This window comes from Arthrobacter sp. StoSoilB5 (assembly GCF_019977235.1).
Taxonomy (GTDB): Bacteria; Actinomycetota; Actinomycetes; order Actinomycetales; family Micrococcaceae; genus Arthrobacter.
In genome coordinates, this window is sequence record NZ_AP024646.1 from 4,003,795 (window position 1) to 4,027,774 (window position 23,980).

Here is a 23,980-nt window from a genome sequence, read left to right on the forward strand (position 1 = left end):
GGCTCTTAGTCGAGGAGGGCCAGTATTTCGGCCCGGGCAAACATCTTGGCCGCCTCGCGAGCGGTGGGGGTTCCGGCGTCGGGGTCTGCTCCTGCGTCCAGCAGCGCCCGGGCGACGCCGGTGTATCCCTTGAATACCGCGCCGGCAAGAGGCGTCTGTCCCCGGTCGTTGGGGGTATTCACGTCGGCGCCGTGATGCAGAATCAGCTGCACCGTTTCCTCGTGCCCGTGGTAGGCAGCGAGCATCAGGAGGGAATCCCCGGAAGCGTTGGTGAGCGTGGCAGGGGCACCGGCGTTCAGGTAGCTTCGAAGCATGTCGGTGTTGCCTTCGCGGGCGGCGTCGAAGAGCGCATGGGCCAAGGCAACTGTTTCGTCGTCGGCGCCCAATTCGCCGTTGGCAGAGTCGGCTTCGGATCCAGTGCTGTGACTCGGTTGGCTCATCGGTGGGGTCCCTTCAGGAATCCGGTTTGGCGCCCGACGACCTGGCCGGCGTCGGGGGCGACGATCACTTCCTGGGCTGCGGTGTAAGGCTCCTCGCCGTCCATGACCGTCAAGGTTTCATCCGCCGGAACGGAGCGCTTGATGACAGCCAAAGCCACTGGGCCCATCTCGAAGTGCTGCGCCACAGATGTCAGAGTACCCACCTTGCGCTCCCCCGCAAATACAACACTGCCAACAGCCGGAAGCGTATGCTGCGAGCCGTCCAGCTGCAGGAAAACAAGGCGCCGCGGCGGGTGGCCCAGATTGTGCACGCGTGCGATGGTCTCCTGGCCTTTGTAGCAGCCCTTGTTCAAGTGAACGGAGGTGCGAATAAGGTCCAGCTCATGGGGAATGGTCTTATCATCCGTCTCGGCACCGAGGCGCGGCCGCCACGCGGCGATCCGCAGGGCATCGGCGGAACTGGCGCCAGCCAGCGGCAAGCCTTCGACGGCTGTTTCCAGCTCTTGTGCCGGGACGAGGTATTCGAACCACGGGCGTTCGAGCCCGGGATGCGATTCCTCCGGCACGGTGCTGTAGGAATAACCGCCAGGTCCTACGTGCGGCCACGGATCTTCCCATACCAAGTAACCGGCCAGCTTCTCCACGGGCTTCGTGGAGCCAAGGACTGCCCATTCCCCGGAGACATCGGTGATCTCCACGCGCAGCATGAACTTCATCTTGTTCAACCACTCTGCCAACGGTGCCGCTTCTTCGGCCTCGACGATCAACCACGTGGTTTCACCGTCGTCAATGACCCGTGCATCGAACTCGATGCGGCCCTGGACACTAAGCAGCAGCAGTTCGCTGGCAACGCGCGGCTGGAGGTTGGTTACCTGCTGTGATGAAAGCGTGTTGAGCCAGCTGAGCCGATCCGGCCCGGACACTGTCACCACGCCGCGATGCGAAAGATCGACGACGGCGGTACCGGTTGCCAGGGCGCGTTGCTCCCGCAGGGGCTCGCCGTAGTGGGCCGCGACGCCGGCATCCAGGCCAGTATCCTCGACAGCGCCAGGGCGCGACAACAGGGGGCTCTTGTAAGTCATATGTAGTAGAAGTCCTTGAGGCTCGGGGGTATTCCGAAATCAGCGGTATTCCGGGTTTTCGAAGTCGAATCGGGTGCCCGCTTTCCATTCCTCCGGCAGGTTGCCGTAGGCGGGAATGCCCCCGGCCTCCCTGAGAAGGCGGGCCATGTGCATGAGGTTCCAGGACATGAAAGTGGTGTTCCTGTTAGTAAAATCACTCTCCGGACCGCCGGACCCTTCATCCAGGTAGCTGGGTCCCGGGCCCACGGGACCGATCCATCCGGCATCTGCCTGGGGAGGGATAGTGAAGCCGATATGTTGGAGGCTGTAAAGCACGTTCATGGAACAGTGCTTGATGCCGTCTTCATTGCCCGTGATGAGGCATCCGCCCACCTTCGGGTAGAACGCCCACTGTCCCTTGTCAGTCAGTTCACCGGAGTGGGCGTACAGACGCTCAATGAGCTTCTTGGTCTGCGAAGAGTTGTCGCCCAGCCAGATGGGACCGGCAACCACGACGATGTCGGCCTCAGCAACCAGGGGATAGATCTCCGGCCATTCATCGGTCTTCCAGCCGTGCTCCCGCATATCCGGATAGACGCCGCTGGCGATATCGTGGTCGACGGTCCGGATGAGGCGGGTAGTGACGCCCTGCTTTTCCATGATGCCGCGACTGATCCGGATCAACCCATCGGTGTTGCTGAGCTGCGGGGAAGGTTTCAAGGTGCCGTTGAAGAACACGGCCTTGAGTCCCTCGTAGCCTCCCGGTTTGAGGTGGTTATTCACTAGCTGCTCCTTTGCTGGTTTGCGTGTGGAACGTTCAGTGAGACCCCGTGCCGGGCGTCAGGAAACCTTGTGAAGGAACGCCGAAGCGTGAGCTTCCAAAGCCTTGCCGTTGGCCGCAACATCCCAGCGCCACAGGAGGTTGCCGTCCACCAGGCCGAAGATCCGGGTTGCGGCGGTGTACTCCTTGGAGTGGCTGCCCCGCATCACCATATCCGTGCTGAGCTGGATTTGCGGACCCTTGATCTGGCCGTAGTAGAGCTCCGTGATTCCGCCAGGATGGGCAATTGACACCGAGATATCGAAGCCGCCTTCTTTGTTGCGGCGTTCCTCAACCTCATCGGCGGTCTTGAGCACAGGAACGATGTCCGCCGGGATAAGCCCGGGACCACCGTCGCCTTCCTGCAGCTTCCGCTCCAAGGCCCAGAACCCGGTTTCAACGGTCAGCGGGCGCAACTTTGCGCCGGCGTCGTCGCTGATCCAGGTCTCGGCCCTGTATTGCAGGTACGGCAGACCGTTATGGGTGAAGGAAACGTGCTGGACGAAATGCTCCGAATCCTCATCACCGGTGCCAAGCCGGCCGCGGCCTTCCCACTCACCAATGAGCCAGGAAAGCGGGACGAGTTCAGGCGTCAGGTCTGTTGGGATCTCAATAGGCACAACGACTACCTCTTTTGGACTGCAGGATCAGAAGGCTTTACTTCTGGCCCTTGAAAAGGCGGTAAACAACGAAACCCGCAAACCACGCCATGGCAATGCTTGCCAGGCCAAGGAGAACGAGGAAGAAGATTTCAAATGCGAGTACAGACATGATGCAATCCTAACCGTTAGTAGATGAGTAGTTTGTCTATGAAGTAGGCCAAGGCTCCTACAGCCCACACCGGCGCGACGCCCATTCCCACAGCGGCGGCAATGTTAAGCCGCCCGCGCCTGAGAGTTGTCATACGCCGGAAACACACAAGGACTGAGCCAACCACGACGCCCACCAGCGCAGCGGGCAGCACTGCGATGTCGGAAAAAACAAGTCCGGCCAAGGGGCCCATGAGACCGGCCATGACGATGCCGAGGGGACCCACAATCCGGTCAGGCCATCGGATGATGCCCACCAGGAGAGCCACTGCAGCGCTCAACCCGGCAACCAGGACCATTTCCTTGACCCCGTTGAACCGGGCTCCGGCCACCCATCCCGCACCGAGGCAATTCAACAGGACACCCGCACAACAGCCGAGTGTCGATTCCAGGCGCTGGGCCTGCCCCGTGCCCCTAACCAGTTGGATGATGAACACCGCCATCACGCCCAAGGCAATAAAGGCGGGGGTACCATCCAGGAATCCAGGGGCCGGTATATAGGCGGCCGTAACGGCGGACCCGGCACCGGCCAAGGCGATAACGGAGGCCAGCGTTTTCTTGGCGGGGACTGCAAGGAAATGGGGCCACCCAAGCCCCACAGCCGCCGACGCGGCAATGCCTACGCCCACCATGGCTTCCCGGGAAACGAAGGTGCTGGCCACGATGGCTGCGAGCGCCACGAGTCCGAATACCCCGATGCTCCAAGACTTCACTGTGTGCCCGACCTCAATTCGATGCGCCTTACGACCTCCCGACAATCCTGCCTTATGGCGGACGAATATGTCGTAATTCCGGTGGTGGCCCGTCACGAATCCCTGACTGGCGGGGTCTGGGTGGGTATACTCGGACTTCAACGGCGCACAGTATTTGCCTTGATCCCGTTACAACGGGCAGAGGCTTGCCAGCTGCCGTGACCGGCCGGTGAAACTCCGGTTTCGACGCCCGATGATGCGCGTACAGCCCATTGGAGGAACTATGTCGCACATCCTGCTCCTGACGAACAGCACCGGCTCTTCGGTGGACATTCTGCCTGCCCTTGAGCTGCTCAACCACCGCGTTCACATCCTCCCGGCAGAACCAACCGCGCTGCTTGAAACCGATCCCACGGACATCGTCTTCCTGGATGCCCGCAAGGACCTGGTGGGGGCACGCTCGCTGACGCAGCTCCTGAAGGCCACCGGACTCAGCGCCCCGCTCATGCTGATTCTTACCGAGGGCGGCATGGCTGCCGTGTCCTCTGCGTGGTCAGTGGATGACATCGTGCTGGATTCAGCAGGCCCTGCCGAGGTCGAAGCCAGAATCCGTCTGGCCATGGCCCGCGCTGTTCCAGGCGAAGAGGAAACGCAAACGGAGATCCGCGCTGCCGGCGTCGTCATCGACGAAGCGAGCTATACGGCCCGCGTCAGCGGCCAACCCTTGAACCTGACGTTCAAGGAATTCGAGCTCCTGAAATACCTTGCCCAGCACCCCGGCCGCGTGTTTACCCGCCAGCAACTGCTCACCGAAGTCTGGGGCTACGACTACTACGGCGGCACCCGCACAGTAGACGTGCACATTCGGCGGCTTCGCGCCAAGCTCGGCGTTGACCACGAGAATCTCATCAGCACGGTCCGCAACGTCGGTTACCGCCTGACACTGGTCAGGCTCCCGGATGACGAACTCTCGGAGGCATAAACTCCGTACCCACTGAACACTCGGGTATACAGACGAAAGAAGAGGCCAGGATTCACACGAATCCTGGCCTCTTCCGATTTCTGGTGGAGGACATACGGGTCGAACGTATCGAGGCCACCCCACTGGTGGATCCCCCCTGCGTTGACTCTTGCAGTGTTGACTAACGCGCTACGTTACCCAAGCGGCAAACCGCAAAGCCGAACGAGATAACGAGCCTACAGCCGTTTCGGGGGGACTTCAAATTACACGGCTTGCCCCGGACGTATAGCCTTACATCATGAGTCACGCGCACCCCGAGACCTGGCCAGTACTGCTCGTCACCGGCGCCCTCGATCCCGAACTCCTCAAGGACTTCAGGACCCTCGCTGCGGCTGCCGAGGAATCCGATGGAAACCCTCCCCTGTCCGAACAGACAATGGTGATGTTGCGTGGCGCCGATGCTGGCGACCATTCCGTCCTGTCGCTCGCCCTTTACGCCCCGGACGAGGATTCAGATCCAGCAACTGCGGAAGATCTGGCGGGGATCGCCGTCGTCGTTGAAGCGCCTGGCCCATCAGGAACAACGGACGTCCTGGAGCTCGCCGTCCACCCCACCTATCGCAACCAAGGCGTGGCGGTCCGCCTGCTGGAGGCATTGGAAGGCAAACGCGGTTTTGACGGCTTGAGTGCATGGTCCCATGGCAACCACGAGGCCGCTGCGGAGCTGGCAACGCGCTTTGGCTACGGTCCCGCGCGCGAACTCTGGAAGATGCGGTTGATGTCCTCCACCTCCGCGCTGCCCGACGCCGGCCTTCCGGACGGAGTCTCACTGCGCGCCTTCGTGCCTGGACAGGACGAGGAGGCCTGGCTGGCGGCCAACCGCGCGGCTTTCTCGCATCACCCTGAGCAGGGTTCAATGACGCGTGCCGATCTTGAGGCCCGCAAGGCCGAAGATTGGTTTGATCCGGCCGGTTTCCTTCTGGCCGTCAACGATGAAGGCGAACTGCTGGGATTCCATTGGACCAAAGTCCACCCCCGGCAAGGAACCCATCCCGCGATCGGCGAGGTTTACGTTGTGGGTGTGACGCCCAAAGCGCAGGGCCTTGGCTTGGGTAAAGCGCTCACTGTGGCCGGAATCAAGTATCTGCAGGACAAGGACCTGCACGCCGTCATGCTCTATGTCGACGCAGACAATCAGGCCGCTGTGTCCCTATATCAGAAGCTTGGCTTCGTCCGCTGGGACACCGATGTGATGTATGCACCTTTAACCAAGAATTAACGTCAGCATCCCGCCGCAAGGAAAGCCGGGGACTTCTTGGATTCGGGCACTGAAATTGCTTGTAATGTGGGAGGAAACCCCAGTCCTGAGCTTAGGAGAACCCCAATGCAGCCGGACCCCGTCGGCACCGCCGGATCCACCTCGAAGGGCGCCACGCTGCCCCCACGCTTCGGATCATCGGAAGTGCCGGCTTCACGAGCCACCCAGGACCGCATTGACATCCCGGAATTTGCGCCGAGCCTGGAGCCTGAAGGCGACATCTCGCCCGACCGTTTCCTGGACCGTGAGCTCAGCTGGCTGGCATTCAACTCCCGCGTTTTGGAGCTCGCAGAGGATCCTGACCTCTTCCTCCTGGAACGCGTGAATTTCCTGTCGATCTTTGCCTCCAACCTCGACGAATTCTTCATGGTCCGCGTGGCTGGCCTTAAGCGGCGAATCGCCACCGGACTCGCTGTTCCCTCCCCTGCCGGTTTGAGCCCCATCGAGGTGCTTGAGCAGATCGGCGAGGAGGCGCACAGGCTCCAGGAACGCCACGCACGGGTCTTCGCCGAACAGATCCGTCCCGCCCTGGCCTACGAGCACATCCACATCATGCACTGGAATGAATTGGACGAAGATGCCCGCCACCGGATCAGCATCATGTTCCAGGAGAAGGTCTTCCCAATCCTGACGCCGCTTGCCGTGGATCCCGCGCACCCCTTCCCGTACATTTCCGGCCTCTCGCTGAACCTTGCGGTGATCGTCAGCAACCCCATCAGCGACAAGGAACTCTTTGCCCGTGTGAAGGTTCCGGACCAGCTGCCCCGCCTGATCTCCGTGGACGGCCCGCGCGCAGGTGCCATCCCTGGCCGTGTTGCCCGCTTCATCGCTTTGGAAGAAGTCATCGCCGTCCACTTGGACAAGCTCTTCCCCGGCATGGAAGTCCTTGAGCACCACACCTTCCGCGTCACCCGCAACGAGGACCTCGAGGTAGAAGAAGACGACGCCGAAAACCTCCTGCAGGCCTTGGAGAAGGAACTCCTGCGTCGGCGCTTCGGTCCTCCCGTGCGCCTGGAAGTCACTACGGACATCAACCCGAACATCAAAGCACTGCTTATCCGGGAGCTTGGCGTTGAAGAATCGGAGGTTTACTCCGTACCGGCGCCCCTGGACCTCCGTGGACTCTCTGCGATCAGCGCCATTGACCGCCCGGACCTCCACTACCCCAAGCATGTTCCGCACACGTCCCGGTACCTCAACGAGTCCGAAACGTCCAAGGCAGCCAACGTGTTCGCCGCCATGCGGCGCCGGGACATCCTGCTCCACCACCCGTACGACTCGTTCTCCACGTCGGTTCAGGCGTTCCTGGAACAGGCTGCCGCGGACCCCAAGGTCCAGGCCATCAAACAAACCTTGTACAGGACGTCGGGCGACTCCCCTATCGTTGACGCTTTGATCGATGCTGCCGAGGCCGGCAAGCAGGTCCTGGCACTCGTCGAGATCAAGGCACGATTCGATGAGCAGGCCAACATCTCGTGGGCCCGGAAGCTGGAACAAGCAGGCGTGCACGTGGTGTACGGCATTGTGGGCCTGAAGACCCACTGCAAGCTGTCACTGGTGGTTCGGCAGGAAGTGGACGGCCTGCGCCGCTATTGCCACATCGGCACGGGCAACTATCACCCGCGCACGGCCCGCTACTACGAGGACCTCGGCTTGCTCACCGCGAACGAGCAAGTGGGCGAAGACCTGTCCAAACTGTTCAACCAGCTCTCCGGATACGCGCCGAAGTCCACGTTCAAGCGGCTGCTCGTGGCGCCACGTTCCGTCCGTGCCGGCCTGATCGAAAGGATCGAAGCGGAGATCCGCAACGCCCGCGCTGGCGTTCCTGCCCGGGTCCAGATCAAAGTCAATTCCATGGTGGACGAAGCCATCATCGACGCCCTTTACCGTGCGTCACAGGCAGGAGTGAAGGTGGACGTGGTGGTCCGTGGCATCTGCTCCCTCCGCCCCGGTGTACCGGGACTGAGCGAAAACATTACGGTCCGCTCCATCCTCGGCCGGTTCCTGGAGCACTCGCGCGTCTTTGCTTTTGCCAACGGTGGAGATCCCGTGGTGTACATCGGCTCCGCAGACATGATGCACCGCAACCTGGACCGCCGTGTTGAAGCGCTCGTACAGTTGGCCAGCAAGGAAGACACCGCTACGGTCGTGGACCTCATGAACCGTTATGTGGACGACGGCACCGCTAGTTGGCACTTGGACAACCAGGGCCATTGGACCAGGCACCACCTTGACGAGGACGGCACACCCCTGCTGGACATGCAGTCCTGGCTACTGGCTTCCCGGTCCCGCCAGCGTGCAGCGGCCCGGCGGTAGGGAACGAGTTGAAAAGCGATACCCCCGTGGCGGATCAGACGGACCACCCCGGTGAACGGGTGGCCGTCGTTGCGGCCGGCGCCATTCCTTGGCGACTTCAGAAGGGTGCCCTTGAGGTGCTCCTGATCCACCGGCCACGCTACGACGATTGGTCCTGGCCCAAAGGAAAGCTCGACGCCGGCGAGACAGTTCCGCAGTGCGCCGTACGGGAGGTGCGCGAAGAGATCGGACTTCACAGTTCCCTCGGCGTTCCGTTGCCACCCATTCATTACCACGTCAGCGCCGGCTTGAAAGTTGTGCACTATTGGGCGGTCCGGGTCAACGGCGAACAGCTTCGGCCCGATGGCAAGGAAGTGGACAGCGTCATGTGGTGCAGCCCGGACAGGGCTGCATCTTTCCTGAGCAACCCCACGGATGTAGAGCCCCTTGAGTACCTGGAGAAGGCCCACATCCGGGGCGAACTCGATACGTGGCCGCTCGTGTTGATCCGCCATGCAAAGGCAAAGCCCCGCTCCTCGTGGACCAAGGCTGAAGGCGACCGTCCTCTGGCTGCTACTGGGCAACGCCAAGCCGCGGCCGTCCAGCGCCTGTTGGAAGTGTGGAAGCCACAACGGATTGTTACCAGCCCGTGGACCCGCTGCGTGGCAACCATTGCACCGTACGCAAAGGCAAGCGGAGCCAAGGTAAAGCTTGTTGAAGCCCTTACCGAGCACAACCACAACCGCTCGCCCAAGAAGACTGCTGCCGCGGTGGAGGCCTTGTTCGATAAGCAGGTGCCAATCGCTGTTTGCACTCACCGGCCCGCGCTGCCCACAGTCCTGAAGCAATTAGGCCAGCACATGTCCGCGGCTTTGCGGGGCCTGCTGCCCACGTCCGATCCCTTCCTTTCGCCGGGCGAGGTCATCGTCTGCCAGGTCGCCAGGGGATCAGAACGGAAGATTGTGTCGGTGGAACAGGTCAGGCCTTTCGACGACTAGCCACAGGCGCCTGGCCTGCCACGGTAACAATGACAGCGACGCGGGAGGCTGGGTTGGGTGATGAGACACTCATCGATCTGCTACGGGGTGGCTTGGCTGAACGAAGTAAGCTGGACTCGTGAGCATCCCCACCCCGTATGAAGACCTCCTGCGCGACGTCATGGCCAACGGCACGCACAAGTCGGACCGCACCGGAACCGGAACCCGAAGTGTTTTTGGTCGCCAGCTGAGGTTCGATCTTGCCAAGAGCTTCCCGCTCATCACCACCAAGCGGGTCCACTTCAAGTCCGTGGCGGTGGAGCTCCTGTGGTTCCTGCGTGGCGATTCGAACGTGAAGTGGATGCAGGACCAAGGCGTTTCCATCTGGGACGAATGGGCGGATGCGGATGGCGAACTCGGCCCCGTGTACGGTGTGCAGTGGCGCAGCTGGCCCACGCCCGACGGTGGGCACATCGACCAAATCTCCGAGCTCATGGCCAACCTGTCTGCCAACCCGGATTCCCGGCGACACATCGTGTCCGCGTGGAACGTGGCCGAGCTCAAGGACATGGCGCTTCCGCCCTGTCACGCGTTCTTCCAGTTCTATGTGGCGGACGGCAAGTTGTCCTGCCAGCTGTACCAGCGCTCCGCGGACACGTTCCTGGGCGTTCCCTTCAACATCGCCTCCTACGCCTTGCTGACGTGCATGGTCGCCCAGCAGTTGGGCCTGGAGCCTGGCGAGTTCGTCTGGACAGGCGGCGACGTCCATATTTACGACAATCACGTGGAGCAAGTCAGCGAGCAGCTCAGCCGCGAACCGTACGAGTATCCACAACTGAAAATCCTCCGCAAGCCGGACTCGATTTTCGACTACACCTTGGACGACTTCGAGGTTGTGGGCTACCGCCACCACCCCACTATCAAGGCGCCGATCGCGGTATGAGCATCCAAGACAACCCCGGCCAGGAAACGCCCGCCCCGCTCCCCGGAGTGATCTTCACCCAGGAAACGGCAGCCAAAATGACCGGTATCGGCTTGATCTGGGCCCAAACGCAGTCCGGCGTCATCGGCAAGGACGGCTCCATGCCGTGGCACCTGCCCGAGGACCTGAAGCACTTCAGCCAACTAACCACAGGCCACCCAGTGATCATGGGCCGCAAGACCTGGGAGTCGTTCCCGGACAAGTACCGGCCACTGCCAGGGCGCACCAACATTGTGGTGACCCGCAACTCAAAGTGGGCTTCAACCCCGGAGGCCGAGGGCGCCGTCGTGGTTTCCTCGCTGGACGCAGCCCTGCTGGAATCCCAGTTCGCGCCGGGCGGCCAGAAGGTCTGGATCGTCGGCGGCGGCGAGATCTTCGAACAGTCCATGGGAATTGCCAACGTCGCGGTCGTCACCATCATCGATGCCGACTTCGACGGCGATACGTTCGCGCCTGAACTGGGCGACGACTGGACCTTTGACACTGTTGCGCCGGCCGAGGGCTGGCTGACCGCCAAAAACGGCACACAATACCGGTTCACCACATGGCGCCGGACGGAAAGCTAGGAACGCCTGCATGCTGAAGAAACCTGAAACATTGTTCGTGCTGGGTTATATGTTGCTGCCGCTTTTCGCGCTGATCTCCGCCATCGTGGGGCTGACCATGATCCTTGGCGGAAACCGCATTGTCGGCATCATCGTCTTGATAGTGGTCACGCAGGTCTTCACGTTCGGTGCGTTCTTTGCCTTGCGCAAGCGCAAGGCCGTCCTGCTGCAGGAGCCCGACGCCGGAACCTAGGCCCCTTGGCCCGCTGGCGTACCGCTGTGGCGAGTACCGGCGTCGTGCTTTGCGTGCGTGACGTAACCAACAGCGGCACTGTGCTCCGAAAGTTTAGACTGGGTGAATGACTACAGCAGCTAATCCGTCCGTTGGACTGGTCGGTTGGCGTGGCATGGTCGGCTCCGTCCTGATGCAGCGCATGCAGGAAGAGAACGACTTCGCCAACATCAACCCGGTATTTTTCTCCACCTCGAACGCAGGGGGTGCCGCCCCTTCCTTTGCTGACGGGGCCGGCAAGCTCGAGGACGCGTTCGATATTGAGACGCTTGCCAAGCTGCCGATTATTGTCACCGCCCAGGGCGGCGACTACACCAAGCAGGTCCATGGCGAACTCCGTAGCCGCGGCTGGGATGGCCTCTGGATCGACGCCGCCTCCACGCTGCGCATGAATGATGACTCGATCATCGTGCTGGACCCCATCAACCGCGACGTCATCGACGCCGGCCTGTCCGGCGGCGTGAAGGACTACATCGGCGGCAACTGTACGGTTTCCTGCATGCTCATGGGTCTCGGCGGACTGTTCAAGAACAACCTGGTCGAGTGGGGCACTTCCATGACGTACCAGGCAGCTTCAGGTGGCGGCGCCCGCCACATGCGCGAGCTCCTGAACCAGTTCGGCACCCTCAATAACGAGGTCAGCAGCGAACTGCAGGATCCGGCCTCGGCCATCCTGGAGATCGACCACAAGGTCCTCGCTGCCCAGCGCACTGGCGTTGACGCTACCCAGTTTGGCGTTCCGCTGGCCGGTTCGCTGATTCCCTGGATCGATGCCGACCTCGGCAACGGCCAGTCCAAGGAAGAGTGGAAGGCCGGGGTGGAGACCAACAAGATCCTCGGCACGGGCAAAGGCACCGCGGGCAAGGACCACATTGCCATGGACGGCCTGTGCATCCGCATCGGCGCCATGCGCTCCCACTCCCAGGCCCTCACGCTCAAGCTGCGCGAGGACCTCTCCGTCACGGAGATCGAGAACCTCCTGGCCAAGGACAATGAGTGGGCCAAGGTTGTTCCGAACACCAAGGAAGCCTCCATGGCGGACCTGACCCCGGTTGCCGCATCCGGCACCCTGGACATTCCCGTTGGCCGTATCCGCAAGCTTGAAATGGGCCCCGAGTACATCAGCGCCTTCACTGTGGGCGACCAACTCCTTTGGGGTGCAGCTGAGCCGCTGCGCCGGATGCTCAACATCGCGACGGGCAAGCTCTAGGCCCCGTCGCCGCTATTTCGTCGCTGACCCGCTGTTCCGTTGCTGCCCGGCAACGGAACAGCGGGTTTTCTACGTTCTACCCGTGATCCATCGAGCGCCTCCCTGAGCTTGCGGTCGACGTCCCAAGGCCTGCTGAGATCGTCCCATTCGATCCGAACCACTTTCCACCCCTGGGCGTGGAGTGCCTTCTCCCGCCTGCGTTCCTCGAAAACCACTTCCTCCGTGTGTGCATATTCGAAGTACTTGGAGCGGCCATCAAACTCCAGGATCACCCCCTGCTTCTCCCAGCCGAAGTCTCCGCGATAATTGCCCAGCGGTGTCGCGACATCCAACTGCAACACGGCGCCCTGCTATCCCCAATTTGTCCAGAAGCACGCGTGTGCGGGTCTCCCCCACGGATTCGGACCTTGCGTCCATAAACTCCAGAACCCGGCGCAGGCGGCGGGTGCCACGGGTGATCCTGCCGTTGTCCAGATAGTCCTGCATCTTCCGGGGATCGGCGCCGAGTCGAAGGGCATGGTCGGCAATGACAACCGCTCGCTCAAAGTCCAGCGTCCGGGCACAGTCCACCAGCGTGCGCTCGAGACTCGTGGTCCGCACGGGCCGCTGCCATGGCGTCTGCACCTCAACAATCTCATCAGGGACCAGGCCCCCGGCATGGGCTGCGACGTCGCTTCCTGAACTGGCCTGGGCCGGTGAGAAGGGCGTGGTCACGTGCACCAACGGCCCACTTTCCCACTCGTGGCAACCGTGCAGGCGGGCGGCGCTAATGTGGCTGTAGATACTCCGCCCGTAGTGCTGCAATGGTGGGCCTGGATCCGCAGAAGGTCCTGCTCCCAGGGTTTGCTCCGGCGCCATTGATCCATGCGCACATACGCACCCCGCCGCAGCCTGAGGAGCTTTCGATTGCGGACACCAGCCGTGAGAACGCGATCGCCAAGCCCGCAGCCAGCAAGCTCGGGAGTCGAGGCCACGGGGGTTCCTGGCCAGTGTGCGGTGATCAGGGCATCGAGCTTTCGCAGTTGCATGGGACCATCGTGGCCAACACGTACGCGTACCGGCAGGGCTGGGGCACCGTATGTGGACAACTTCGTTGCCAAGCCGCTTATCCGTTGTTGGCCAACCACTTAAAAGCGGCCAAGCAACGGGTTTGGGACAAGGGCAGGGCTCAGCCCGCCATGAACTTCAGGTAGGCCCGCCCCTGCGCCCGGAACGAACGCTCCGCGGCCGGGCCCAGCTCTCCGGAGAAAGGCTCAGGAACAACGCCGGGAGCCTTGCCGTTTCCGGTCCTCGCCCAAGTTCCCACAACTTCTCCCCCGGCCACGATGATGCGTTTGAACACTCCGTTCTTGCCGGGTACCACTAAATCGGCATGCTCGGGCGCAAGGACAAGGCTCCGGTCCTGGTAACCGAGCAGGAATTCATCAAAGCCCGGAAGAGCGAGCAGCGTGCGCGAGCCGGGGACGCCGTCGTCGAGCAGTGCAGCTGTCTCCGGCGAAAGCCAATAGCTGGTACCGCCGAACGGCAGCTCCACCAGTCGATCCTGAACCGAGGCGAGGCCCCTGCGCGCTTCCGCGAGGGGCACCTGGCTCCACCAGGCAAAGTCCTTCACGGTCGCGGGCCCGTGGCTGCGAACGTAGCGGAACAAGAGCTCGGCAATTCCTTCCTGACGGTCAAGATCGCGCGAATCCTTGATCCACTCGTCGAACGCCACGAACAACTGCTGGACCCCCACCTTTCCGTTCGTTCCGGCCATGGGTCCTTGGACGAGCCACGCACGCTGGCACAGGCTCCCGATCAGGTGGATGCCACGTTGGGCCTTGGTCACCTGGCCTGCTTCTTCGAACGCGGCGAAGAGTTGCTCACGGGTGGCGCCGCGTCCGCCCTCCGCTGTCCTGATGGTCTCTATGGTTTTGAGTGCGATGTCACGGCAGTGGCTGATGTCGTCAGCCGTGATGCCGAGCTCGCGGTGACGGCCTGCCACCATGTTCATGAGCCGCTCGCTGGTGATACCCAATATCCACCGGAGGTCTTCGGGGGCCAGAAGGTGCAGTGTTCCCCGCATTGGCCATGAGCGGACCACGGTCCCTGCATCTATGGCTCCGCGGACATCGGACGCGGCCGATCCCGGGACGCGCTGCCCTACGGCCCATAAGGCAGACCCCAGATCCTGTGCCTGCATGGCGGTCATCCAACGAACCGCGTCCGGCACAGAGGTAAAACCCCCATTGAGCAGGCCTTGGCTGGCAAGTCGCATGCGGCCCATGACTCGTGGGGTAACAGCAACTGAACGCGGGTGGGTTTCAGGCATGCTTCATCCTAAGAGGGGCCGCCGGTACAGGAAACCTTGCAACGCCTCCCAGCAGCCTTCCAGCAGCGTTTCCTAGGATGGATCCATGCTCTTTGGTGATCTTGCTCCGCTTGTGCGGCCGCTCAGCCGGTGGTTGGCTGCCGCTGGCTGGTGTTGCACGGTCGTCGGGCTTGGAACCGGGTTGATCGTGGCAGTTGGTACCGGAGTTAGCCTCTCCCCCGCCATGCAGGGTATCCAGACGGCAGGGCTGGTTGCCACGGCCGCAGCCGCGCTGCTCATCGGTACCGCTGCGGCCAGCCAACCAGTTGCTGATCGCGGTGACGACGCCCCCGAGCCCTGGTTCTATCCGGCGGCAGCAGCCCAGGTCCGCAGCTTCCTGCTGGGCGCCATTGTGATGCTCCTCGGCTTGGTCGGCTTCGCCACGGCGGGCCTTTTCATGCCGAGCGGCCCTTCGCCCCAAAGCATTGCGTTCAGCCAGATCTTCCTGCTTGGATCGGTCAGTTGCGGGCTGACCTTCCTGCTTCTCAACAAAGTGCTGCCCATCGCGGAGCGACGCACGCGCTGAGCGTTGCTAGAGCTTAACGCCAATAAGCAGCGGTTCCGGGTGCAGCTCGATGCCAAAGCGATTCACGACGCCGGCACGCACCTCGCGCGCGATCGCCACCATATCCGCTGCCGAGGCTGAGCCGCGGTTGGTGATGGCCAGCGTGTGCTTGGTGGACAGGGATGCCCGGCCGCCCGAAACGCTGGATTCTTCGAGGCCAAACCCCTTGCCGAATCCTGCGTGGTCGATGAGCCAGGCAGCGGAGAGCTTGACCAATCCGTCAGCACCGGCGGGATACTTCGGCGCGCTGTCCGGCAGTTCGGCGGCGCGTTCGGCGGCGACGATCGGATTGGTGAAGAAGGAGCCCGTGGAATACGTGTCGCGGTCATCAGAGTCCAGAACCATCCCCTTGGAGGCACGGAGCCGCAGGACTTCGCGGCGGACATCGTTGGAGTAGGCGCGCTTTCCGGGTTCCACGCCAAGCACCCGTGCGAGTTCTGCGTAGCGGATGGGCGCACTCATGCGGCCCAGGGGCAATTGGAACTCAACAGTCAGCACAACGTAGCGCGGCGAACCCTCAACCGTGGTCTGCTTCAGGATCGAGTCGCGGTAGCCAAATTTGAGTTCTGAGTTGGTGAACGTCTGAACCGCATTGCGTTCGCGGTCCCAGGTACGGACCGCAGCGATGGTCTGCGAGACATCCGACCCGTATGCGCCCACGTTCTGGACCGGGGTGGCTCCTGTGGCGCCGGGGATGCCTGACAACGCTTCGATGCCCGACCACGCGTGCAGCACCGCATGTTCCACCAGGGCATCCCAGTTGTGGCCGGCCTGGACCACCACGGACACGCCCCCGCAGCTGTCGTCGGAGTTCACGGTGAAGCCCTCGGACGCGATCTTCAGGACCGTGCCGGCGTAGCCCTCGTCCGAGATCAGCAGGTTGGAGCCACCGCCAATGATGAGGAGCTTCTCCCCTGCAGCGTCAGCGGACCGCACGGCGTCGATGATTTCAGCCTCGGTGCGGGCCTCCACGAGGTTTCCCGCGGGTCCGCCGACGGCGGCTGTGGTCAGTTCGGAAAGCAGCGTCTGGGTCACCAATCAAGCCTAACGGGGATTGGCGGCCTGTACTGACGCAGCGGGCCGCTTGCGAGACACCGGAGCCAGGAAGAAGCTGATGACCAACAGTACGAGGGGCGCCAAAAGGGAGTGCAGGATGCCAAAGTGTTCGGCCAGCAATCCAAGGAGCGGTGGTCCGCAAAGGAATGCGCCGTAACCGATGGTCGAAACCACCGACACCCTTGCGGCGGCATGTACGGGATCATCCGCGGCAGCGGACATCCCTACAGGGAAGCCAAGGGAGGCACCGAGCCCCCACACCGCCAGAGCGACGAACGCCATCCACGGAACCGGGGAAAAGACGAAAAGCGCAAGGCCCACGACGGCGATGGCCGAGCACCAGCGCATCACCGCCACCCTGCCAAAACGGTCCAGGATGACGGTTCCGGCAAACCGACCGATGGTCATGAAGGTCACGAACAGGCCGTAGCCGACGGCACCCGCGGCGTCGGTCTGCCCGTAGCCATCGGCCAAAGCCAGGGCCACCCAGTCCCCTGCGGCGCCTTCAGCGAGGGCCAACCCGAGGACCAGTACGCCAATCAACAGCGTGCGGCGATCGCGCCAGGCCAGGGCAACCAGGCGTTTGTTGTCCAGCGGTACGGGTTCCGGCGTGATCACGGGCAACGGGCCTGTAGACGGGTCGTCGAAAGTGTCCCGCCCGTCCGGACGATAGCTTCGCGGGGCCGGACCCTCCTTCTCCGCGCGGAACCAGAATCCGGCGGTCACAACGGATGCAGCAACTACCGCTCCTGACATCAGGAAATGCCAGAACACAGGCATGTGCACGGCTGCTGCCCAGGCACCGAAACCGGCAGCCGCCACGGTTCCCAAACTGAAGGCACCGTGCAGCCGAGGCATGATGTGCCGGTCCAGTGCACGCTCAAGCGCGGCCCCCTCCACGTTGGAAGCGGTGTTCCAACTGGCCGTGCCCAGGCCGACCACCACCAGCCCGGCGGCCACTACCAGCGGATTCCCCACGATCGAACTGCCAAAGCCAACGGCGGCGAGGCCTGCCCCCACCATGCTGCTCCCAATCCGGGTAGTCAGCTTGGGACCCAGCCGCAGCACGATCAGGCCGGATGCCGAGATCGAAATGAAAGAGGCTACGGTCATGCACATCAGCAACAGCCCGATGCCGCCCGGGGTGAGGTCCAGTCCGTCGCGGATGGCAGGGAGGCGGGAAACCCAGGTGGCGAAAGCCAGGCCACTTGCCGCGTAGGAGGCCAAAACCGCGGCGCGCCACTGCGACATCTGAGTCGAAGTGGCACGCCGACGGGAGGTGTTCAGTTGGTTCAAGAGACCTTCACGACTGCCTGGGATTTCATCAGGACCTTTTGCCCGGCTGCGACTACGGTGAGATCGATGCGCGCGGTGCCGGCCTCGGCGTCGAGCGCTCCCACAACACCGGTGACGTCGATGACGGCACCGGCTTCATCGGTTCCGGTGGTGTCGGTGACCAGAACGGGCTTGGTGAAGCGCGTCTGGTAATCGACGACGGCGGCGGGGTCGCCTGCCCAGTCGCTGACCAGTTGCACTGCGGAGCCCATAGTGAACATCCCGTGGGCGATCACGCCGGGCAATTCAACGGACGTTGCGAAGGCTTCATTCCAGTGGATCGGGTTGAAATCGCCGGAAGCGCCTGCATACTTCACCAGGTCCTGGCGGGTGACCTCAATGCGGCGGGTGCCGATTTCCTGGCCGACCGTCAGTTCTTCGAATTTGGGGCTCATAGTTACTGTCCCTCTCCGCGGACCAGGATGGACGAGGTGGTGGTGGCTACTTTTTCACGGTCATCGCCGTTGAGGGCGAAGATCTCCGAACGCGTCGTGATCATGGCACCGCCGCCCATGGCGCGGACTCCGTCCACGTGCAACTCAGCCACGAGCCGGTCACCGGCAACAATCGGCCGGTGATGGGTGAAGCGCTGGTCCGCGTGCACCACGCGGGAGAAGTCGATGCCGGACTCGGGGTCCTCCACAAGCTGGGCGTCGGCTCGTTGGGCCACGATGATGGCGAACGTTGGCGGAGCAACGAGATCGCTATGGCCCAAGGCCCGTGCCGTCTCAACATCGAAATGCGCGGGGTTGCTGGCTTTGACGGCCTTCGCGAACTCGCGGATCTTTTCACGGCCGACGTCGTAAACCTCTGCGGCAGGGTAGCTTCGGCCCTGCAGGTCCGGATTGATACTCATGGTCCAACCCTATCGGGCCCGCGGACTGTGAGTGGTGCGGTGACTACTTCTTGTAGCTCTTACGGATCTTCTGGCCGCGGACCACGAGCCCGGTCACGTGGAGCACCAACCCGAGGCCGATCACGGGCAGCGAGGCTATGGCCAGGCCTTGGTTGCCGGACGTGTTACCCGCGATGGAGAGCACAAGTCCGACGGCGATCAGCCCCATGGCGCTGAAAACCAGCGTCTTGTAGGCGGTGGACGAGGTGGCCCAGAATTCGTTCAGCACCGTCCAAGTCTACCGGTGCGCGTTGCAGGCCCGCTCTGCGCCCCAAAACCCACAAATAGCACGCACAACAGGCCCCACACGGAGCTAGAACAACGAGTCCTGCAGCGCAGGGATTTCCGTGACGTGGGGGCCGAACTCGATCTTTCGGCCTTTCAAGGCGCCCAGGTCTGCCACGAAACTTCCCTGAACCTCGTTCCCGGAAACATCAGGCAGCCCGGCCAGGGCGATGGCACCGGAAAGCGAGCGGACCCGCAGGCCATGCCCGCCGCCGTCGAACGTTGCCGGATATGGGTGGCGAAGGCCACCCTCCGCACGCGCGGTGCAGAGCTGGTCTGCCAAAACCGGCCGCTCCCACTCTTCCTCCACAAGGGCGAAACCGGTCATGGCGAGTCCGCCCAGCAACTCACGCACCTGTGCGGCGTGCCGGCGGTTGGTGGCCACGAGTTCGACGCCGGGGCGCGGCTCAACGAGCGATGCCGCCTTGGCTGCGGAACGGACCTGCTGGACGAGCCCAAGCTCGCGTGTCACAAGATCCTCGAGCACTCGAACGACACGACCGTCCTCGGCATGGGCAACATAGGAAGCGTGAACGGCACCCTGCTCGGCCAGCCGGTTCCACTTGCGCGGAGCTGAGGCGGTACCAACCTTGGTGGCACCATTTGCGAACGTTGCAACGTACAGCCAATGGGGTTGCATGAGGTAAGAACGCAGGCCAGTGGGCACGGACCCGCCGCGGTGGAAGTCGTGCATGAGCCGGGAATCGTCCCGGGCAAAGCAGGCCCCGCATTGCTTCCCGCGCTCGGCCGGTGAGCCGCTGCGGCAGGGAACATGAGTGCGCTCCCCCGGCCCATGGACCTTGGTATGGCCAAGGCACCACACCCCGGGAAGCACGCGCAAGCCCAACGTTAAACCTTGGGCCAACGCAACCCCGGTGAACTCCCCGTCAGGCGAGAACAACCTCAGTGCCGGTGAAGAGGAGTCCCAAGCTACGCCGTGGACCAGCATGGCTACAGGGAAGGCTGGACCCCGAAGGCAACTGCGAGCTTCATGATCTTCTCGGCGCGGCCAAGTCGCGGGAGGTCCGAACCATCGCGGATAACCCGGCCGTTGGCTTCGAAGTCGTTCATGAAGTCGGTGGCCCATGCGACGTCGGACGGCGTGGGGCTAATGACCTCGTTGATCACGGTGGTCTGGTCGATGGCAAGGCAAAGCTTGCCGGTCATGCCCATGGTCACAGTGATGCCGGTCTGCTCGCGCAGGATGGGGTGGTTGGTGCCGACTGTGGGGCCATCGATGGGACCCGGCAGGTTGCCCACGCGGCTGGCTACCACGAGCTTGGCACGCGGGTAGGCCATGGCCTCGGGGGTGGCGGCCATGCCGGTGTCGCGGCGGAAGTCGCCGGAACCGAAAGCCAGGCGGAACGCACCCTGGGCGCGGGCAATGTGGTTGGCTTCCTCGATGCCGAGGGCAGACTCGACCAGCGGAATTACGGGAGTCTTGCCGTCCATGCGGTGGTAGGACTCGGTGACCTGGTCCGCGGACTCGGTCTTGGCGAGCATCACGCCGAGCAGGCCCGGGGTGCCGCGCAGGCCGGCGAGGTCGTCGGCCCAGAACTTACTGGTGGCATCGTTGATGCGGACCCAGGCCTGGCCGCCGGACCTTAGCCAGTTCACAACATTCTCGCGGGCTGCGTCCTTCTGGGAAGGGTCCACGGCGTCTTCGATGTCAAGGATGATGGCATCTGCCCGTGAGGCCGCGGATTCGTCAAAAAGTTCCGTCTTCATGGCGTTCACAAGGAGCCAGGAACGGGCGATATCGGCGGGAATATTGCGGGTAGGCCGAATGGATTCGGCGGCGATGCTAGACGTCATGTATCTACCGTATCCGCCAAGCGCCCCGCAGTGCGAAGAAATCCGCCCGGTTGTGAGGATCAATACGAACTAAAGCCCTTATGACTGTCCCCTCACGCAGTATGACCGTCCGACGGCGGCAAGCACCAGTCAATTCCGGCGCACCCGTCGCTGTTCGTCACAGGGCTCAACACGTTCTTCATGCTGCTCAACACGGCGCCTTGGATTGTCCGTCCGTTGCTTTTCGTGGCCCCGCGTTGCGACCCGTTGCCCGCTGTTTCACCGCGTTTCCCGCCGTTTCCCACCATGACCGCTCCACTTTCCACCGGCCGCCTGAATGGGCTTACATCGTTCCCAAGCCAGTGAAACGTATGGCTCCCCCAACACACCAAACCACTCGAAAGTAGCTCCCATGAAACTGCATCTGCCCCTGCTGAGCGTCGCGGCCGCCGTCGTACTAGCGCTGACGGTGTCCGGCTGCGGCGGTGCAGCCGAAGCCGGACAAAGTCAGGCCAACCAAGCCGGCAACGAGGTCAAGGAACTCCGGTACCAAGGCTCCGCCAACAACGTGACTTTCCCCGAACTTGCTGCCGACCTCGGATACCTGGGCGACCTGAAGTTGAACTGGGTGGGCAACACCACCAGTGGCCCCCAGGACATCCAATCCGCAGCCACCAACCAGACCGACTTCGGCGGCGCATTCTCCGGAGCCGTGGTGAAGCTGATCGAAGCAGGCGCGCCCGTGAAGGCCGTGGTCAACTACTACGGCTCGGACGAGAAGACCTTCAGCGGCTACTACGTGAAGGCGGACAGCTCCATCAAGGGACCCCGCGACCTGATCGGCAAGAAAATCGCGGTGAACACACTCGGCGCACACCACGAAGCGGTCATCAACAGCTATCTGACCAAGAACGGGCTCAGCCCGGATGAGATCAAGCAGGTCCAGCTCGTCCCTTTGGCACCGAACGACACTGAGGAAGCCATCCGCCGCGGCCAAGTGGACGCGGGAACCCTCGGCGGCGTGCTGCAGGACCATGCCATCGAGGCTGGCGGACTACGTTCGCTGTTCAGCGATGTGCAGCTGTTCGGCAACTTTGCAGGCGGCCAGATCGTGCTCCGGAGCGACTTCATCGGAAAGAACCCGAACACGACGCGTACATTCACCACCGGCGTTGCCAAAGCCATCAAATGGGCAGCAGAAACACCACGGGACGAAGTCATTGCCCGCTTCACCAAGATCATCGAAAACCGCGGACGCAATGAGAACACGGCCAACCTGAAGTTCTGGAAGAGCCCTGGCGTTCCCGACTCCGGCGTGATCCAGGACAAGGACTTCACCCGCTGGGAGGGGTGGCTGAACTCTGCCGGAATCGTGAAGGACAAGCTCACGCCGTCCAAGTACTACACCAACGACTTCAACGAGCTCGCGAAGAAGGGATAGCCATGACAGCGAAAATCAGCCTCCGCAATGTCACCAAGCAATTCACGGTCCGGGCTACGAAGTCCGCTGCTGCCACCACCCTCACGGCCATCGATTCCCTGAGCCTGGACGTCCAAGACGGCGAGTTCCTCACCCTGGTGGGGCCCAGCGGGTCCGGAAAGACCACGCTGCTGGACCTGCTCGCCGGACTCTCAACGCCGACGTCGGGCGAGGTTCTGGTGGACGGCAAACCCGTCACCGGACCCGGCAAGGACCGCGCTGTGGTGTTCCAGCAGTACGCATTGTTCCCGTGGCGGACAGCTTCGGCCAACGTTTCGATTGGCTTGGAAGGAACAGGGCCCGGCGGCAGGAAATTGAACCGGCGCGAACGGGCAGCCAAGGCCAGGGAGTACTTGGCACTGGTGGGATTGGCCGGTTTCGAGGACCGGTATCCCCATGAACTCTCCGGGGGCATGAAGCAACGTGTTGCGATTGCCCGCAGCCTGGCTTACGAGCCCGACGTCCTGCTGATGGACGAGCCCTTCGCGGCTTTGGACGCTCAGACCCGCGAGCAGTTGCAGGACGAACTGCTGCGCATCTGGAAGGCCACCGGAAAGACCATCGTGTTCATCACGCACGGCATTGACGAGGCCGTTTACCTCGGCGAGCGCGTGGCCGTGCTAAGCGCCCGCCCTGGCCGGCTGAAGCAAATCGTGGACATCCATATCCCCGACCGCGACGGCGATGAAGACATCCGCTCCAACCCGGCCTTCGTGGAGCATCGGCACGAGGTGTGGACGCTGCTGCACGACGAGGTCCGCAGGGCGCAGGACGCCGGACACCGGAAGATCCTCCCGGACGGCAGCGCCCCGGACGAGCCCGCCACCACTATCACTGAAAGGAGCGCTGCCTGATGACCACCACGCTCGCGCCAACAGAAGCGGCGCCTCAGGCGAGCACCGCGCCACACCCAAGCCCCGCCGTCGAACCTTCCGCATCGAGGGGCTCACGGGCACGCACGACGCCGCTGCTCGCTACCGTGCGCAGGGTTACCGCAGCAGCCGGTTCAGGCGTGTGGAAGTCCACCGCAATCCTGGCCTTTCTGGCACTGTGGGAACTCGGCCCGACGTATCTGGCCAGTCCGTCCACCAGGGTGTTCCTCCCACCGTTGCATGACGTGCTGCTGGCGTGGGGCAAGCTTTTCGAAGCGGGAACCATCCAAGGCCATATCGCGGCCAGCCTGACCAGGTCCGTAGCCGGTTTCGGCGCAGCGCTCGTTGCAGGTGTGTCGCTGGGCCTCCTGATCGCTTGGTACGGCCGGCTCAACGCAGTCCTCAACCCGTTGCTGGAACTATTCCGCAACACGGCCGCGCTGGCCCTCCTGCCGGTGTTCACCCTGCTGCTGGGCATCGGCGAGGAATCCAAGATCAGCATCGTTGCCTACGCGGCTTTCTTCCCGGTGCTGCTCAACACGATTGCGGGCGTGAAAACCGTGGATCCGCTGCTCATCCGGGCCGCGCGCTCGTTGGGCCTGAACAGTTTCCGCCTCTTCCAGAAGGTCATCCTGCCATCCGCCGTGCCAACGATTTTCACTGGCATCCGCATGGCCGGCACGGCATCCATCCTGGTACTGATTGCTGCCGAGATGGTGGGTGCCAAAGCGGGCCTTGGATACCTGATTGTGAACGCGCAGAGCAGCTTCCTGATCCCGGACATGTACGCGGGCATCCTGACCGTCTCGCTGCTGGGTCTCGGCGTGAACTTCCTGCTGGTGGCCCTTGAGCGGCACTTCTCGCGCTGGCGGACCGCCGTTGGCGCCGCAGCTTCCTAAAACCACCCACTGCGGCACCTGCCGCAACCAACACAACAAGTAAGGAA

General features: G+C 62.8%; 28 protein-coding genes. 14 read left to right on the forward strand and 14 right to left on the reverse strand.

Annotation, left to right across the window (positions count from 1 at the left end):
• Positions 1 to 5: 5 nt before the first annotated feature.
• From LDN75_RS18125 to LDN75_RS18145, 5 genes are all read right to left on the reverse strand, one after another.
• Positions 6 to 440: an ankyrin repeat domain-containing protein gene (locus LDN75_RS18125; protein ID WP_223934024.1), complete on the reverse strand. Its 435-nt coding sequence runs from the start codon at positions 438 to 440 to the stop codon at positions 6 to 8.
• Positions 437 to 1,522 carry a folate-binding protein gene (locus LDN75_RS18130; protein WP_223934026.1) on the reverse strand — a complete coding sequence of 362 codons (1,086 nt, stop codon included), beginning with the start codon at positions 1,520 to 1,522 and terminating at the stop codon, positions 437 to 439. Before LDN75_RS18130 ends, LDN75_RS18125 begins: the two co-directional genes overlap by 4 nt.
• Before the next feature lie 39 nt (positions 1,523 to 1,561).
• Positions 1,562 to 2,284 (reverse strand): flavodoxin family protein, encoded by a 723-nt coding sequence (locus LDN75_RS18135; protein ID WP_223934028.1) that lies wholly within the window; start codon positions 2,282 to 2,284, stop codon positions 1,562 to 1,564.
• 57 nt (positions 2,285 to 2,341) lie between these two features.
• Positions 2,342 to 2,941, reverse strand: a complete 600-nt coding sequence (locus tag LDN75_RS18140; protein ID WP_223934030.1) for an FABP family protein — start codon at positions 2,939 to 2,941, stop codon at positions 2,342 to 2,344.
• 167 nt (positions 2,942 to 3,108) lie between these two features.
• Complete coding sequence (locus tag LDN75_RS18145; RefSeq protein WP_223934032.1) at positions 3,109 to 3,843, reverse strand: permease; 735 nt, start codon at positions 3,841 to 3,843, stop codon at positions 3,109 to 3,111.
• Positions 3,844 to 4,105: 262 nt separating this feature from the next.
• Between LDN75_RS18145 and LDN75_RS18150 the strand changes: the two genes are divergently transcribed.
• From LDN75_RS18150 to asd, 8 genes are all read left to right on the forward strand, one after another.
• Positions 4,106 to 4,804, forward strand: coding sequence for a response regulator transcription factor (locus LDN75_RS18150; protein WP_216925061.1), 699 nt, complete (start codon positions 4,106 to 4,108; stop codon positions 4,802 to 4,804).
• Positions 4,805 to 5,081: 277 nt separating this feature from the next.
• The gene (gene mshD / locus LDN75_RS18155; protein WP_223934034.1) at positions 5,082 to 6,062 is read left to right on the forward strand and encodes a mycothiol synthase; all 981 of its coding nucleotides are present in this window, start codon (positions 5,082 to 5,084) and stop codon (positions 6,060 to 6,062) included.
• A 105-nt stretch (positions 6,063 to 6,167) separates the two neighbouring features.
• Positions 6,168 to 8,417, forward strand: coding sequence for an RNA degradosome polyphosphate kinase (locus tag LDN75_RS18160; RefSeq protein ID WP_223934036.1), 2,250 nt, complete (start codon positions 6,168 to 6,170; stop codon positions 8,415 to 8,417).
• Between the two features lie 8 nt (positions 8,418 to 8,425).
• Positions 8,426 to 9,394: an NUDIX hydrolase gene (locus tag LDN75_RS18165; protein WP_223934038.1), complete on the forward strand. Its 969-nt coding sequence runs from the start codon at positions 8,426 to 8,428 to the stop codon at positions 9,392 to 9,394.
• Between the two features lie 118 nt (positions 9,395 to 9,512).
• Positions 9,513 to 10,316, forward strand: a complete 804-nt coding sequence (locus tag LDN75_RS18170) for a thymidylate synthase (protein WP_223934040.1) — start codon at positions 9,513 to 9,515, stop codon at positions 10,314 to 10,316.
• Entirely contained in the window at positions 10,313 to 10,921 is a 609-nt protein-coding gene (locus tag LDN75_RS18175) for a dihydrofolate reductase (RefSeq protein ID WP_223934042.1), read from the forward strand. The genes LDN75_RS18170 and LDN75_RS18175 overlap by 4 nt, the downstream gene beginning before the upstream one ends.
• Positions 10,922 to 10,931: 10 nt before the next feature.
• Complete coding sequence (locus LDN75_RS18180) at positions 10,932 to 11,153, forward strand: NF038396 family protein (RefSeq protein WP_223934044.1); 222 nt, start codon at positions 10,932 to 10,934, stop codon at positions 11,151 to 11,153.
• A 106-nt stretch (positions 11,154 to 11,259) separates the two neighbouring features.
• Positions 11,260 to 12,402 (forward strand): aspartate-semialdehyde dehydrogenase, encoded by a 1,143-nt coding sequence (gene asd / locus LDN75_RS18185; protein WP_223934046.1) that lies wholly within the window; start codon positions 11,260 to 11,262, stop codon positions 12,400 to 12,402.
• Here asd and LDN75_RS18190 read toward each other — a convergent pair.
• Entirely contained in the window at positions 12,399 to 12,743 is a 345-nt protein-coding gene (locus LDN75_RS18190; RefSeq protein ID WP_223934048.1) for a DUF559 domain-containing protein, read from the reverse strand. The two genes, asd and LDN75_RS18190, sit on opposite strands and share 4 nt — an antisense overlap.
• Positions 12,744 to 12,918: 175 nt before the next feature.
• Between LDN75_RS18190 and LDN75_RS18195 the strand changes: the two genes are divergently transcribed.
• Both LDN75_RS18195 and LDN75_RS18200 read left to right on the forward strand, forming a co-directional pair.
• On the forward strand, positions 12,919 to 13,083 hold the full coding sequence (locus LDN75_RS18195) for a hypothetical protein (protein WP_223934050.1): 165 nt from the start codon (positions 12,919 to 12,921) through the stop codon (positions 13,081 to 13,083).
• A 122-nt stretch (positions 13,084 to 13,205) separates the two neighbouring features.
• Entirely contained in the window at positions 13,206 to 13,595 is a 390-nt protein-coding gene (locus LDN75_RS18200) for a hypothetical protein (protein WP_223934052.1), read from the forward strand.
• Here the strand turns inward: LDN75_RS18200 and LDN75_RS18205 are convergent.
• Positions 13,571 to 14,713, reverse strand: a complete 1,143-nt coding sequence (locus LDN75_RS18205; protein WP_223934053.1) for a winged helix DNA-binding domain-containing protein — start codon at positions 14,711 to 14,713, stop codon at positions 13,571 to 13,573. The genes LDN75_RS18200 and LDN75_RS18205 overlap by 25 nt on opposite strands.
• An 85-nt stretch (positions 14,714 to 14,798) precedes the next feature.
• Here LDN75_RS18205 and LDN75_RS18210 point away from each other — a divergent pair, with 85 nt between their 5' ends.
• On the forward strand, positions 14,799 to 15,278 hold the full coding sequence (locus LDN75_RS18210; RefSeq protein WP_223934055.1) for a hypothetical protein: 480 nt from the start codon (positions 14,799 to 14,801) through the stop codon (positions 15,276 to 15,278).
• Between the two features lie 6 nt (positions 15,279 to 15,284).
• Here LDN75_RS18210 and LDN75_RS18215 read toward each other — a convergent pair whose 3' ends face one another.
• From LDN75_RS18215 to LDN75_RS18245, 7 genes are all read right to left on the reverse strand, one after another.
• Positions 15,285 to 16,352, reverse strand: a complete 1,068-nt coding sequence (locus LDN75_RS18215) for a UDP-N-acetylmuramate dehydrogenase (RefSeq protein ID WP_223934056.1) — start codon at positions 16,350 to 16,352, stop codon at positions 15,285 to 15,287.
• A 9-nt stretch (positions 16,353 to 16,361) separates the two neighbouring features.
• Positions 16,362 to 17,669, reverse strand: coding sequence for an MFS transporter (locus LDN75_RS18220; protein ID WP_223934058.1), 1,308 nt, complete (start codon positions 17,667 to 17,669; stop codon positions 16,362 to 16,364).
• The gene (locus LDN75_RS18225; protein ID WP_223934060.1) at positions 17,666 to 18,103 is read right to left on the reverse strand and encodes a MaoC family dehydratase; all 438 of its coding nucleotides are present in this window, start codon (positions 18,101 to 18,103) and stop codon (positions 17,666 to 17,668) included. Before LDN75_RS18225 ends, LDN75_RS18220 begins: the two co-directional genes overlap by 4 nt.
• A 2-nt stretch (positions 18,104 to 18,105) precedes the next feature.
• Positions 18,106 to 18,564, reverse strand: a complete 459-nt coding sequence (locus LDN75_RS18230) for a MaoC family dehydratase N-terminal domain-containing protein (RefSeq protein WP_223934062.1) — start codon at positions 18,562 to 18,564, stop codon at positions 18,106 to 18,108.
• Positions 18,565 to 18,607: 43 nt separating this feature from the next.
• Positions 18,608 to 18,832, reverse strand: a complete 225-nt coding sequence (locus LDN75_RS18235) for a DUF3188 domain-containing protein (RefSeq protein ID WP_223934064.1) — start codon at positions 18,830 to 18,832, stop codon at positions 18,608 to 18,610.
• Positions 18,833 to 18,916: 84 nt separating this feature from the next.
• On the reverse strand, positions 18,917 to 19,837 hold the full coding sequence (locus tag LDN75_RS18240; RefSeq protein ID WP_346347147.1) for a DUF2797 domain-containing protein: 921 nt from the start codon (positions 19,835 to 19,837) through the stop codon (positions 18,917 to 18,919).
• Positions 19,838 to 19,839: 2 nt separating this feature from the next.
• The gene (locus LDN75_RS18245; protein WP_223934066.1) at positions 19,840 to 20,703 is read right to left on the reverse strand and encodes a CoA ester lyase; all 864 of its coding nucleotides are present in this window, start codon (positions 20,701 to 20,703) and stop codon (positions 19,840 to 19,842) included.
• Positions 20,704 to 21,094: 391 nt separating this feature from the next.
• Between LDN75_RS18245 and LDN75_RS18250 the strand changes: the two genes are divergently transcribed.
• The 3 genes from LDN75_RS18250 to LDN75_RS18260 are packed head-to-tail and all read left to right on the forward strand — an operon-like array spanning position 21,095 to position 23,933.
• Complete coding sequence (locus tag LDN75_RS18250) at positions 21,095 to 22,123, forward strand: ABC transporter substrate-binding protein (RefSeq protein WP_223934068.1); 1,029 nt, start codon at positions 21,095 to 21,097, stop codon at positions 22,121 to 22,123.
• A 2-nt stretch (positions 22,124 to 22,125) separates the two neighbouring features.
• A complete protein-coding gene (locus tag LDN75_RS18255) occupies positions 22,126 to 23,016 on the forward strand; it encodes an ABC transporter ATP-binding protein (protein WP_223934070.1) in 891 nt (296 codons plus the stop codon).
• On the forward strand, positions 23,016 to 23,933 hold the full coding sequence (locus tag LDN75_RS18260) for an ABC transporter permease (protein ID WP_223934072.1): 918 nt from the start codon (positions 23,016 to 23,018) through the stop codon (positions 23,931 to 23,933). Before LDN75_RS18255 ends, LDN75_RS18260 begins: the two co-directional genes overlap by 1 nt.
• Positions 23,934 to 23,980: the final 47 nt, after the last annotated feature.